The organism is Zavarzinella formosa DSM 19928 (genome assembly GCF_000255705.1).
GTDB lineage: Bacteria > Planctomycetota > Planctomycetia > Gemmatales > Gemmataceae > Zavarzinella > Zavarzinella formosa.
On sequence record NZ_JH636440.1, the window covers coordinates 363,523 to 376,262 of the forward strand.

Here is a 12,740-nt window from a genome sequence, read left to right on the forward strand (position 1 = left end):
AGTGTCACTTCTGTCCGTTCCATTCCCTCGCCGACCCTTCGCGGCCAACAGTCAGCAAAGAGAAATCGGTGCGGAAGGCAGTCAACAAGATACTGTCGGCGTGACCGGGCAAAGCGGCTCGTTCCTGGCCGGTCTCGGGATCCCAGAGCCGGACAACGCGGTCGGCCCCGCCGCTGGCGAGCGTGCGGCCGTCGCGGGTGAAGGCCAGGCTTCGCACGGGATCATTGATGATGTTCATCGAGGTACGGAGCGTCAGCTTTTGGGTTGCGAGGATGCGATCCGGATTTTCGTCCGGCCCCTCCGTTCGCGGAGCCACGTCCCATACTTTGATTTCGCCGCGAAAATCGGCTGTCGCCATTGTCCATTTGTTAGTCGTGTCGCCGGGAGCGATGGTCACGGCCGTCACCGGGCTGAAGTGAACCATCGGCACCGTGGCCATCCATGTTCCGGTCTCGGCATCCCAAACCTGAAGAAAACGTCCCCCGGCCGAGACGAGTTTCTTGCCGTCGTGGCTGAAGGCGAAGTGATTGGGCCGGGCGGTGACCGCGACCACCCCGGCTGAAAGTTTGTTGGTGCGGAAATCAAACCACTTCATTTGCCCCGTCTCGGTGGCGACGGCCATGCGATGTCCGTGGATGGCCAGCGCGACGGCGGCAGTGCCAAGCAATCGCACCGGCTTCGGTTCGGGGTCGCGCAGCCGCCAAAATAGCACGATATCATCTTCTCCGCCGACGGCGATGGTCTCGCCATCCTCGCTGACGGCCAGGCATCGGGCGGGCTTTTCCAAGCCCCGTAACAGGCGGTCAGGCTGGGCCTTTACCGGCATGTTCGCCGGGCCGAGCTTCCACACTTTCACAAGGTTTTGCTTGCCCACCACCGCCAGCGTGGTGCCGTTCTCGCTCACCACGGCGCCGACCAGCGGGGCTTTCACGTCTAGGTCCGTGCTTTCTTCCCGCTGGCTTGCAAAGTCCCATTGACGGATCATGCCGTCCAGCCCGCCGCTCAGGACGGAATTGCCATCGGGGGCGAAGGTCACGCTCGCCACCTGTTTCTCCGGGTCGGTTCGCCGGTCGTCGGCGCCGGGAATCGGCAACATGTCCCGTCGCGTTCGCGGCCGGAAGACCGCCCGTTCCCGGAGTTCGGCGATGTCCCAAAGCCGCACCGTGCCGTCGCGGCCGCAACTGGCCAGTCGTTTGCCATCGGGGGCAAAGGAGAGCCCGTTTATGTCCCCGGTATGTCCGCGAAGTCGGCCGGCGTCTTTCATGATGAGCGGCCGATACACCTGAACAACCGGGTCGTCCTCCGAGTCACCCGCCGCCGCGATCAATTCGCCGTCGGAAGAGGCCGCCAGCGATTTCGCCGCCTTGGGCAATCGGAACAGTACGGGGGCGGCTTTCTTCTCCTCGTCCGGATCCCAATGCCGGACGGTGCCATCTTGTCCGCCGCTGAAAAGGCCCGCCACGGACCATGCCAGAGACCACACCGGGCCGTTATGCCCCGGCAACGACCGCCAGAGTTTTGGCTCGGCTCGCGGCTTCCCCGGCGTCGGCGAGGGAACATCCCAGATGCGAATGATGCCATCAGCCCCGGCCGAAGCGAGGCGATCACCGGAGGGATCAAAGACAACTGCCTTCACGGAATCGGTGTGGGCGGTGAGCGTGGCGAACGGTTTCAACACCTCGGCTTTGTCCGGATGTTTCACCGGGATTTCCCATAGCCGCACGGTGTTGTCATCCCCGCAGGTGGCGACGAGCCGGCCGTCCGGGGAGAAGGCCGCCCCGCAAACGGTGTGGCGATGTCCCGCCAGCGTCCAGAGCAGCTTGCGGCCGCTCACATCCCAGACGCGCGCCGTCTCATCCCAACTAGCCGACACAACCAGAGATCCGTCGGGAGAATGACTGACCCGTGTGACGGGATATTCGCGGTCCGCGGCCCGGTGAACGCCGATGATGTGTTCCACCACCCGGCACTGAGCCTTGAGCAAACGCCAGGTGAAGTCCCGCAATTCCTCCGGGCAACGGCGGACATCCTCGATCATGCGAAGCGCTCGTTGCGGATCACGATCCGCAAGCGCGGCTGCTTTGAAGAGCTGCAAGGCATACACACCCCGCTCGGCCTCTCGTCGCTTCTTCTCGGCATCATGCCGGGCTTCGTCGGCCAGTGCTTTTTGCTTCTGCGCCTCCACCCGCTCCGCATCCGCGTTGGCCTTCTGAACGATGGCCTGATGTTCGGCCGCGCGGGCGTTCTTTGCGTTCTCTTCCTCTCGATCAGCGACGTTCTGCAATTGGAAATTGAACCAGATGCTGACGGCAAACAGCCCGATCAGCGCCAGCGAACTGGTGACCCCCAAAACGGTCCCGGCCGGATGGCGCTTCATCCATTTGAAAAGACGCTCACGACGGCCGACGGGCCGGGCGGTGATCGCCTCGCCGCTCAGGTAACATCGCAAATCACCGGCAAGCGCGGCGGAGGAGGTGTAACGCTTGCGGGGATCTTTTTGCAGACACTTCAGACAAATCGTTTCGAGGTCGCGGGGACATTTGGCCCGCAGCTTGGACGGGGGAACGGGATCATCGGCCATCACCTGTAGCACGGTATCCAGCGCGGTTTCGCCGCGAAACGGCGGGCGGCCGGTGAGGAATTCATAGAGAATCGCGCCAAGGGCGTAGGTGTCCACCGCGGGGCCGATGTCCCGGTTCTTGCCGGCCGCCTGTTCCGGGGCGATGTAACTCGGCGTGCCGATCACCGCCCCCGTTCGGGTGGGGCCGTCGACCGGCGTGTAGCCTCCGTCGCCGGACCATGTTGATTCACGCTCCAGCCGTTTGGCAAGTCCGAAATCGGTCAGCTTCAGCATGTGCGCGTCGGCATCGCTTGCCTTGGGCAGTTTCTCCGTCAGCAGGATATTGGCGGGCTTCAAATCTCTGTGAACGATCCCCTTGGTATGCGCGAAGTGAACCGTCCGGGCCAAAGCTTCCACAACGCGGGCCGCTGGCTTCGCCGGCCAGGGAAGCCCGTCGAGGACCGCTCCCAGAGTGCCGCCGCCGATGTACTCGAACGCCAGATACGGCCGGCCATCGACTTCGCCGATCTCAAAGATTTGGACGATGTTCGGATGCTGCAACGCCGCGACGGCCTTTGCCTCCGTGATGAACCGATCCCGCTCGGACGCGCTGGCATGTTCCCCGCTGAGGATCATCTTGAGGGCAACCTGCCGGTTCAAATCCGTCTGCCGGGCGAGGTAAACCACCCCCATCCCGCCACGGCCAAGTTCCCGTTCGATCTCGTAACCCGGCACGGCCTCCCGCACCACATCAGTAACGGGAATATGTTCGGTGCGTCCGTTCGCAATGTCCCCGGTGAGCGTGAGTCTTCCATGCAGATCAAGATCGGGAACAAACTCGTGAGTCGCGTCTTGGGGCGGGCTGTGGAATTCCCGGACCAAGCCATCGGCGGATGGCTCGGGGATCGGCGGTCGGATGTCGATGGTCTTCTCGTCGGGTTCGGCCATCCGGTTATTGTCCCAAATGAGGGAGAGGAAGGGAAGACAGCAGACACGGTAACACGACTTCGTGGTGATGAAAGGTCATTCGCCGTTCCCGCTAAAATATCCCGATGACACAACAGATAGATACGCTCGTCATTGGAGCTGGACTGGCGGGTTGCACACTGGCCCGCCAATTAGACGAGGCCGGGAAAGCCGTGATTTTGGCGGACCGTGAAGAAACGGTCACTTCCTCGAAAGTCGCCGCGGGACTGATCGCCCCGTTGAGCGGCCCCCGTTTGCTGCCCAGTTGGCGGTTCGCCCCGGCGTGGGATGCGGCCATCCGGTATTACACGGAGCTAGAACGCCAATTTCAAATTCGCTTGTATCACCCGCGCAACAAACTTCATTTGTTTTCCTCCGAGGGTGAGCGGGAGATATTTCACCGTGAACGACTCGTCCAACACTCCCAATACATTTTCACCCCCTCCCCCGCAATCGATTCGGAGATTTTTCACGCCCCGCTGGGTGGCTTCGAGATGACTCACGCCGGATGGCTGGATGTGCCCGCCTTTCTGAAAGTCATCAAAAAGGACTTCGCTGATCGCGGGATTTTGCGAACAACGAACATCAACGCGATCACGGATCTTTACTGGGACGGCCCCCGTGTCGAGATTCCCCGCTTGGGGCTTTCGGCCAGCATGGTGATTTGGTGCGAGGGGCCGACCGCCACCGCCAACCCCTTCCTTCCGGGCATTCGTTTCAACCCGGCCAAAGGGGAAGTGCTGACGCTCCGCATTCCCGACCTTCGCGATGATCGCATCCTGTATCGGGGTGTCTGGCTCGTCCAACTGGAGGGGGAGATCTTCCGGTGCGGCTCTACTTACGATTGGGTTGATCTTCAAAGCGAACCCAGTACGGCCGGCCGCGAACAGATTCTTGGCCGGCTCCGCGAGTTCCTGAAATTGCCTGTCGAAGTGATCGGCCACGCGGCGGCCGTGCGCCCGGTGATCGAAGACGTGCGGCCAATGTTCGGCATTCACCCTCATTGTCGCCGATTGGGATTCTTCAACGGCCTTGGCTCCAAAGGGGCTTTGCTCGCCCCGTTGATGGCCAAAGAGTTTGCGAGTCAAATGGAAACTGGAAAGCAGAACTCGGACCCTGAAACATCATTGACGCGCAAAGCCGGAATTCAGCTTCCCCCAAGGCTGACGGAAATGGCCCAGAGCATTCTCGAACCGCTGATCGCCGCTCGTGATGTTGTGATTGACGCGACCGCCGGAAACGGCCACGACACGATGTTCCTCGCCAAGCGAGTACGCAACCGGGGGCTCGTCTTCGCCATTGATCGGCAACCGGCCGCCATCAACCGGCTCAATCAATCGCTGGCCGAGAATCCGTTTCGGCAAGTAAAGCCGATCCTCGGCAACCACGCCGAACTTGCCGCATTGATCCCGCCCGAACATCACGGCCTGATCTCCGCGATCATGTTCAACCTTGGCTATCTCCCGCGCGGAGACAAAGAGATCAAAACCTCGGCCGAGACCACCCGCCCGGCGATTCAACAAGCAGTCTGCCTGTTGCGGCCCGGCGGGACGATGACCATCATGGCCTACACCGGCCACCCCGGCGGCCCGGAGGAAGCAGCCGCCGTGATCGAAGCATTGCGGGAGTTGGAAGACATGATCGAATGGAAAGAACACTTCGGCGAACCGTGGATGAAGAACCCGCCAAGGTTGTTGGTGGTGCGGAAGAAGTGAAACTGACAAGACCGGAATGAAGTGCCAAATCTTTGAAATCACAGCGAGCCGAATGGCTCGTCTTGGTTTTGGCGAGCCGAATGGTTCGTCTTGGTGTTGGCGAGCCGAGCAGCGTAAACTGCCGGGTGGCTCCCAGCGGAGAAGGTATCTGAGCCACGGGTTTGAGTCTAGCTGAGTAAAGAGAAAGCGGTTCGCCACTGGGAGCCACCCGGCAGCTTACGCTGCTCGGCTCGCCAACACCAAGACGAACCATTCGGCTCGCCAAGCCAGATTTGATGATTGAGATTGCTTTGGCTTTTTTAGATGTGAAGTGAACAAGAAACAAACAAAACTTAATCGGGGTGGCCGGATTTGAACCGACGACCTCTTGCTCCCAAGGCAAGCGCTCTAGCCAAGCTGAGCTACACCCCGATGTTCGACCCATCTCATCTTAGGTGCCGAACAGACAACGCACACCCCATCCGGGTTCGCACAATTCATTTCCTTAGCGATTCGACCAACCGCTCGAACTCGTCGTTCGTGTCGAACGAGATCATGATCGAGCCTTTGTCCTTGTCGCTGATGCGGATTTCGACCCGGGTGGCCAGCCGCTGTCGGAGTTCCGTTTCGAGGCTTTGCACATGGGCCGTCCGGTGAGAGGCGACCGGGCTGACCTCCTCAAGTTCCTTCTGGGTGGCCTTCGCATCGGCGGCTGACTTCTGCTGCTTGATCGTCAGTTCGAGGGCCTTCACCGACAGCCCCTTCATCACGACTTCCTTGCACAACTCCACCTGACGCTTCTGGCTGCTGATCCCCTTGAGCAGCTTGGCGTGGCCGAGCGAGATCTGATTGAGCCGCAGGGCTTCCTGTACCTCAAGAGGCAATTGCAGCAGATTCACGAGGTTGGTCAGCGTGGATCGCTCCATGCCGAGCCGGGTCGCCAGTTGTTCCTGAGTGGCCCCGAAGCGGTCAAGATAGTCCTTGAACCCTTGGGCCTTTTCAATCGGGTTCAGGTCGGTCCGCTGAATGTTCTCAACGAGCGACGCCTCGAAGACCTGCTGGTCGTCGAAGTTCACAATCGTCACCGGCACCTCGGCCAGCCCGGCCGCCGTCGCGGCTCGCAGACGACGCTCCCCGGCGATCAGTTGAAACGACTCTCCGCTCGCCCGGACAACCAGCGGCTGAAGGATGCCGTGGTTACGAATACTCTCGGAGAGGTGGTTGATCTCGTCTTCGTCGAAGACCTTCCGGGCCTGATACGGGTTGGCGAGGATCTGCTCCAGCCGGACAGTCGCCCGCTGGCCCCCCGGTTCCTGAGCCCCGTCCGTCCCGGCCGGGGCATCCCCCAGCAGCGAACTCAATCCCCGACCCAGTCGCGGTTTTACGTCCACGGTGTAACCCCCTTGACTTGCCATACCGCCCAAAGCGGTTCAAACCCACTCAATGTTCCACATGGAACAATCCCCATTCCCGAGGCTTATACCGGCGGGTGTTTTGAGAGCAAGAGCAACCCGACGGAAGATGACAAGGAGACAAGGTGACAGGGAGACAAGGTGACCAAAACCAGATCAACTGAATGCGATGACTGACGTTCCCTAAGTGGTTTTTTGTCACCTTGTCTCCCTGTCACCTTGTCTCCCTGTCACAATCAACACCCAAAACCCGCCTCGACACCTGCCCAGCTTACCCCGGCGCGTAACTCGGAATCTTGCGGAAAAGTCGCCTTCACAGAGTGATGAGTTTTGAGTTACCATCCGAATCGTCGATGCCGGAACCATCGACAACCAGGGGTCAGGATGACCCCGTGAGAAGTGGCAGCCGATGAACGGATTCATCCGTTGGCAACCTGGCCGGACCGGAACCCGGCCTCTTGTTTCGATCTGACACCCCGACCCCCCTTTGGTCTGGTGTCACCGACATTTTGGCGATCAACTCATCCCACCCGCCGCCACGGCGTCCCGTCATGAAGACGGGCACCGCGAGCGGCACACCGAAATCGTTCCGACGCGGATCCCCCCCGTCATGGATCGTTCACCGATTTTGTTTCGCGTTGATGCCTCGCCCGAACAAGGCTGGGAACCCTACTACCAATGCCTCACCTATGCCGCCGCGTTACAGCGTCGTCGTCGGCCGGCTTACTTCCTTGGCCGCATCAAGCCGTTCCCGCTCATCTCCCAGATCGTGCGGGGTGGAAACGATTTCCTCACCGCCGAACACGAGATCGGGACTGCCGAGGATTGCGACGAAACCATCCGCGAGGTTCGCCGCCTGGGCGCCGCCGCCGTGATCGTCAACGCCCCCGGCTTGCAGGAAGAATACCTCCGGGAACTCTCCTCCACCGGCACGACGGTCGTGGTGATCGACAGTGAAGCCAGTGTTCGCTTCCCCAACCGGCTGGTCATCAACCCCTACCTTGGCCGGTCGCTCAATGCCTACGAATGGGAACCGGGCGCCCAATTGCTGCTTGGCCGAAAGTACGCCATCGTGCGGTCAGTGTTTCGCCGCCAACGGGCCGTTCGTTCGGCCGACCCGCAAGGGAGCTTCCGCGGGATCATCGCCCTCGGCGAAGATGACTTCGCCGGCCAATCGCTGGTCCGCGCCCAAGAATTGCTCGGGGCCACCCGCGTGGACAAACTGACCGTGCTGGTTCGCAGTCACCATCACCAACTGGAAGAATTGAAGACCCTTGCCGAGAAGCACAAGAGCCGGATGGAAGTGCTGACGGAACCCTCCGAGATCGGCACCCGCCTGCCTCGCGCCCACTTCGCCCTGACCTGCGGCGACGGTCTCTCTCTCGAAATGGCATGCGTCGGCGTGCCGCAACTCATCATCACGCAGACCGCCCGGCATCAGGTCAACGCGAAGAAGATGGACGAAGAAGGGGCCGCGACCTACCTCGGCAACACAGAACAAGCCACCCCTGGTGTCCTGCGTGATGCCGTGAACTATGTGCTGGACGACCAACTGGAACGCATGGGCATGGCCCGATGCGCCCGTCACCTGATCGACGGCAAGGGACCGGACCGGATCGTCAACGGGTTGGAGATCCTCATCCACACCCCTTCCGAACCGCAACGCCTCCGCATCGCTGCGTGAGCCAGCCGGGTTGCTTTGAAAATAAGAGAGCCCCGTCGTTCATGCGACGGGGCTCTTTCTTTGACACAACCTGACCGACACTGCCACAGAAACTCTGCCACTCACATCCCGTTCCCACACCGAACTGGCTAAAATCTGATTTTCCCCGTCCCGCTATCGGAGCGTCCACCATGACGAAAGATGAGATCGCCGCCGCCTTGGAGGAAATCGGAACGCTGTTGGAACTCAAGGGCGAAAGCTCCTTCCGCACACTGGCGTATCACAACGGGGCGCGGGCATTGAGCCAATACGAGGGGGACTTTCAAGAACTCGTCTCCACCGGGAAGATCGGCGAGATCCGGGGAGTGGGAGCGTCGCTAGCGGAGAAGATCCAGCAATTGGCCGAGACCGGCGAGCTACCGCAACTCACGGAACTCCGGGCGGCCATCCCACCAGGGGTGATCGCCATGCTGAAGATCCCCGGCGTAGGACCGAAGAAGGTGAAGGCCCTTTCGGAAGACCTGAAGCTAACCACCATCGACGAGTTGAAAGCCGCCTGTGAGGCGGGGACCGTCGCCAAGCTCAAGGGGTTCGGAGCGAAGACCCAGGCGAAGATTCTGGAGGGCATCCAGTTCCTTGGCACGGTCGGCCAGCGGGTCCGGCTTGATCTTGCCCTGCCGCTCGGGGAGGCATTGCTCGAACAACTCAAAAAACTCCCCGGCGTGATCCGGGCCGAGTTGTGCGGCAGCCTCCGTCGTCGCCGGGAGACCACCAAGGACATTGACATTCTCCTTAGCTCCGACAACCCGAAGCCAATCATGGATGCCTTCGTGACCCTGCCGGAAGTGATGCAGGTCGTCGCCAACGGGGAAACCAAATCAAGCATCGTCGCCGCGATGGTGGTGGACCGGGAGAAAATCGTTTTGAACGCCGACCTGCGAGTCGTGGGCGACGAGCATTTCCCCTTCGCGTTGCATTACTTCACTGGCTCCAAAGATCACAACGTCCGCTTGCGACAGCGAGCCATCGACCAAGGTCTGTCCCTGAACGAATACGGTCTGAAAGGAGAAGGTCGGGATGTGAAGTGCAAGACCGAGGCCGACATCTTCGCCGCCTTGGGTCTCGATTACATCCCGCCGGAACTACGAGAGGACACTGGCGAGATCGAGGCGGCCGAGAAGAAAAAACTGCCCAAGCTCATCACGGTCAAAAACCTTCGCGGCGTGTTCCACAACCACTCAACCTACAGCGACGGCAACGCCAGCCTCGAGGAAATGGCCTTGGCGGCGAAGAAGCTTGGGTTCGAGTATTTTGGCATTGGCGACCATTCGCAATCCCTCAAGATCGCCGGCGGCCTTAGCCCGGCGGATGTCAAGAAACAGCACCGCGAGATTGACGAACTGAACGCTCGGCTGGATGGCATCCAAATCCTGAAAGGGATCGAGTCCGACATTCTCGATGACGGCTCACTGGACTACGACGACGACATCCTCCGCAGTTTTGATTACGTGGTGGCGAGCGTCCACACCGGCTTCAACATGTCCTCCGAGGAGATGACCGCCCGTATCTGCAAAGCCCTCGCCCACCAGGCGACAACAATGCTCGGCCACGCCACCGGCCGGTTGTTGCTCCGACGTGAGGGATACAAAGTGGACCTCGACCAAGTGCTAAAAGCGGCCGCGAAGCACGGCAAGATGATCGAGATCAACGCCCACCCGATCCGGCTGGATCTCGACTGGATTCACGTGAAGCGGGCCAAAGCGATGGGCATCCCCATCGTCATCAACCCGGACGCCCACTCCCCCGGCGAACTGGCACTGGTGGAGTTCGGCATCGATGTCGCCCGCCGCGGCTGGCTGGAGGCCGACAATGTGTTTAACACGAAATCGCTGGCCGAGGTGTTGAAGGAACTGAATCGCCGAAAGGCGGCGTGGTGAACGGGTGATGGCCTGAAGCGCATATTATCTTGGCGAGCCGCGCGACGCGAGTGGTTTTGGCGAGCCGAGCAGCGTAAGCTGCCGGGTAGCTCCCGGCGGTAAAGGCACCTGAGCAACGGGTATGAATCAGGCTGAGTAAAAAGGAAGCGGTTTGACTACTGGAAGCACCCGACAGCTTACGCTGCTCGGCTCGCCAAGACACTCGCGTTGCTCGGCTCGCCAAGACATTTCCAACTCCGACATTGAATTTAGGCCAAACGATATTCCGGATGGGCTTCAAGGTACGTGTTCACCCGGTTGGTCTTCGTGATCGCCTCCGCAAAGAATGTGACAGCCTGCACCAATCGGTCATCAGGTTCCGCGCAGCTGAAGCGGAGGAAGCCCTTCCCGGCGGCTCCGAAACATTCGCCGCCCAGACAGGCGACGCCCTTGGCCGGGTCGGCACCTTCCAGCAGATACATGGCCAGACCGTGGGAGCGGATGCCGAGTTTTTGGCAGATCTTCGAGACATTCGGGAACACGTAAAACGTCCCCGCCGGGTTGAGGACGGTGACGCCTTCGACTTTGCGAAGCTCTCCCACCAACAAATCCACTTTCACCTTGAACTTAGCCATCGTCTCGTCTCGCTCGGCGGCATCAAATTGCAAGGCGGCCATCCCGGCGAGTTGATTGATCGGCGGCACACAGGACAGCGTGGTGTTAATCATCTTGCCGATTAGCTCAATGTTCCGCGCGGAACCTATCGCGTAACCCAGCCGCCAGCCGCTCATCGAGTACGACTTACTGAAGGTATAGGCCCCGATGCAATGATCCAACATTCCGGGTTCGGCGAGAATCGATCGGTGCCGGTCACCCCAAACCATATGGCAATATGGCTCGTCGCTGAACACGGCGATATCCCGACCGCGCACCAGATCAGCGATGCCTTTCAAATCCTCTTTGGTGGCAATTCCACCTGTGGGGTTATGCGGCGAATTGAGGAAAATCGCCTTCGGCTTCTTGGCTGTTTTCAGGAAGTCGGCGATGTCATTGAGATCAGGCCGGAATGCGTTTTCCTGACGAAGCGGATAGCTCACGGGCACCCCGCCGCGACGACGGACGTTGGGTTCAAAGGTTGGAAACTGCGGGGAGAAAAGTAGAACTTCGTCACCCGGCTCGATGAAGAGTTCGCAGAAGTATGTCTCAAAGACTTTTGCGCCGGGGCCGACGACAATGTTCTCCGGGCCGGCGGGAATGTCGAATTCCTTCCGCACGGTCTCGGCGATCACCTCCCGGAATTGCGGCAAGCCGAGTGACGCGCAGTAGTGGGTGTGTCCGTCCGCAATGGCTTTTGTCCCGGCGGCTAGCGCGTTTTTGGTGCTTGGGAACGGGCTGTCGCCGAGTTGCAATTCGATGACATCTTTTCCCGCCGCCTTCAATTTCTTGGCGACCACCAACACATCGAAGGCGATTTCGCTGGTCAGGCCACTGGCAAACGCGGAATAGCTGGGAGTCGCCGACATGAATCACGCGGGGGTTGGCACTGGAAAGAAATTATCACAGGCTTTTTGTACGGCGACGGAAATGAAGAACCAAAAAATGCGGCGAGCCCGCCCGAAAGGGGCAAGGCTCGAAAAAGGGCGAACGAAAACTTCGGGCTTACGCGGCGACTTTGAAAAGCTTCGGCGTGGCCCGGGGGATCTTCAATTCGGAGAGTTCTTCCCACGAACCGGCGTCCGGGGCGCCGTGCCATCGTTCCAAGGTGATCTTGGAGACGAGGGAGCGTTCTTCTTCATCGAGCAAGTCGGTGAAAGATTCGAGGTAGCCGCTGCGGACGGCCGACGACGAGCGGGCGAGGAACAAGAACGCCTCGGAGCCGTCGGCGAATTTCGCCATCGCGCGCCAGCCTTGAGCCTTGGATTCGGTTTGGTACTGCATGATCGACCCTCCTTGGTCTGTCAGTGAAGTTGGTTCGTGTTGTCAACGAGGGTTAAGTTCGCAAATCAGGTCGGTCTTGTCAAGCAGATAATTGTAAATCTTACCTCCGCGACGGCCGCCGCCGGTGATCAGCGGGCGCGATAAACGATGCGTCCACGGGTGAGATCGTAGGGGGAAATTTCAACCTTGACGCGATCCCCCGGAATGATGCGGATGAAATTCTTCCGCATCCGGCCGGCCACGTGGGCGATGACTTCGCCACCGATGTCCAGTTCGACCCGGAATTGTGTGTTGGCCAGGGCCTCTTTCACCCGGCCTTCGACCTCAATGGACTCTTCTTTCGCCATGGGAAACGCAAACCTCCTGACTGGTGTGCCGGCCAATACGGGGAAGAAATTTTTTGCCGCGAGTGATCGTTCGATCTGAGTTCGCTTGAAAACAACAAAACAACCCGGCCAATTTCGTTGGCCGGGTTGCGTGAGTTACTGCTGGTAATCAATCTGGAATGGGGTGAGATTAGTAGCGATCGCCACGCCCGCCGCGACCCCCGCCGCCGCCACCGTAACCCCCACCGCCGCCACCACCGCCGTA

The 12,740-nt window shown here is 60.2% G+C and carries 8 protein-coding genes and 1 tRNA gene; 3 read left to right on the forward strand and 6 right to left on the reverse strand.

What is annotated here, in order from left to right:
* Positions 1 to 4: 4 nt before the first annotated feature.
* Positions 5 to 3,508 carry a WD40 repeat domain-containing serine/threonine protein kinase gene (locus BGIM_RS57365; RefSeq protein ID WP_020470080.1) on the reverse strand — a complete coding sequence of 1,168 codons (3,504 nt, stop codon included), beginning with the start codon at positions 3,506 to 3,508 and terminating at the stop codon, positions 5 to 7.
* A gap of 104 nt (positions 3,509 to 3,612) precedes the next feature.
* Here BGIM_RS57365 and BGIM_RS0112335 point away from each other — a divergent pair, with 104 nt between their 5' ends.
* Positions 3,613 to 5,241, forward strand: coding sequence for an FAD-dependent oxidoreductase (locus tag BGIM_RS0112335; RefSeq protein WP_020470081.1), 1,629 nt, complete (start codon positions 3,613 to 3,615; stop codon positions 5,239 to 5,241).
* Positions 5,242 to 5,577: 336 nt separating this feature from the next.
* On the opposite strand, the gene BGIM_RS0112340 is transcribed toward BGIM_RS0112335, so the two are convergent.
* Together BGIM_RS0112340 and BGIM_RS0112345 are read right to left on the reverse strand one after the other, a co-directional pair.
* A tRNA-Pro gene (locus BGIM_RS0112340) sits at positions 5,578 to 5,652 on the reverse strand.
* Positions 5,653 to 5,717: 65 nt separating this feature from the next.
* Positions 5,718 to 6,611, reverse strand: a complete 894-nt coding sequence (locus BGIM_RS0112345) for a ParB/RepB/Spo0J family partition protein (RefSeq protein ID WP_238537614.1) — start codon at positions 6,609 to 6,611, stop codon at positions 5,718 to 5,720.
* A 631-nt stretch (positions 6,612 to 7,242) separates the two neighbouring features.
* Between BGIM_RS0112345 and BGIM_RS0112350 the strand changes: the two genes are divergently transcribed.
* Together BGIM_RS0112350 and polX are read left to right on the forward strand one after the other, a co-directional pair.
* Positions 7,243 to 8,316 (forward strand): PseG/SpsG family protein, encoded by a 1,074-nt coding sequence (locus BGIM_RS0112350; protein ID WP_020470083.1) that lies wholly within the window; start codon positions 7,243 to 7,245, stop codon positions 8,314 to 8,316.
* Positions 8,317 to 8,486: 170 nt separating this feature from the next.
* Positions 8,487 to 10,232: a DNA polymerase/3'-5' exonuclease PolX gene (polX, locus tag BGIM_RS0112355; RefSeq protein ID WP_020470084.1), complete on the forward strand. Its 1,746-nt coding sequence runs from the start codon at positions 8,487 to 8,489 to the stop codon at positions 10,230 to 10,232.
* 248 nt (positions 10,233 to 10,480) lie between these two features.
* Here polX and BGIM_RS0112360 read toward each other — a convergent pair whose 3' ends face one another.
* From BGIM_RS0112360 to infA, 3 genes are all read right to left on the reverse strand, one after another.
* Positions 10,481 to 11,734, reverse strand: coding sequence for a pyridoxal phosphate-dependent aminotransferase (locus tag BGIM_RS0112360; RefSeq protein WP_020470085.1), 1,254 nt, complete (start codon positions 11,732 to 11,734; stop codon positions 10,481 to 10,483).
* Between the two features lie 136 nt (positions 11,735 to 11,870).
* Complete coding sequence (locus tag BGIM_RS0112365) at positions 11,871 to 12,149, reverse strand: hypothetical protein (protein ID WP_020470086.1); 279 nt, start codon at positions 12,147 to 12,149, stop codon at positions 11,871 to 11,873.
* A gap of 128 nt (positions 12,150 to 12,277) precedes the next feature.
* Positions 12,278 to 12,496 (reverse strand): translation initiation factor IF-1, encoded by a 219-nt coding sequence (gene infA / locus BGIM_RS0112370; RefSeq protein WP_020470087.1) that lies wholly within the window; start codon positions 12,494 to 12,496, stop codon positions 12,278 to 12,280.
* Positions 12,497 to 12,740: the final 244 nt, after the last annotated feature.

Coding starts and splice junctions, on each gene's coding strand:
- BGIM_RS57365 (WP_020470080.1), bottom strand. CDS start 3,508: ATGGCCGAACCCGACGAGAAGACCATCGACATCCGACCGCCGATCCCC.
- BGIM_RS0112335 (WP_020470081.1), top strand. CDS start 3,613: ATGACACAACAGATAGATACGCTCGTCATTGGAGCTGGACTGGCGGGT.
- BGIM_RS0112350 (WP_020470083.1), top strand. CDS start 7,243: ATGGATCGTTCACCGATTTTGTTTCGCGTTGATGCCTCGCCCGAACAA.
- polX (WP_020470084.1), top strand. CDS start 8,487: ATGACGAAAGATGAGATCGCCGCCGCCTTGGAGGAAATCGGAACGCTG.
- BGIM_RS0112360 (WP_020470085.1), bottom strand. CDS start 11,734: ATGTCGGCGACTCCCAGCTATTCCGCGTTTGCCAGTGGCCTGACCAGC.
- BGIM_RS0112365 (WP_020470086.1), bottom strand. CDS start 12,149: ATGCAGTACCAAACCGAATCCAAGGCTCAAGGCTGGCGCGCGATGGCG.
- infA (WP_020470087.1), bottom strand. CDS start 12,496: ATGGCGAAAGAAGAGTCCATTGAGGTCGAAGGCCGGGTGAAAGAGGCC.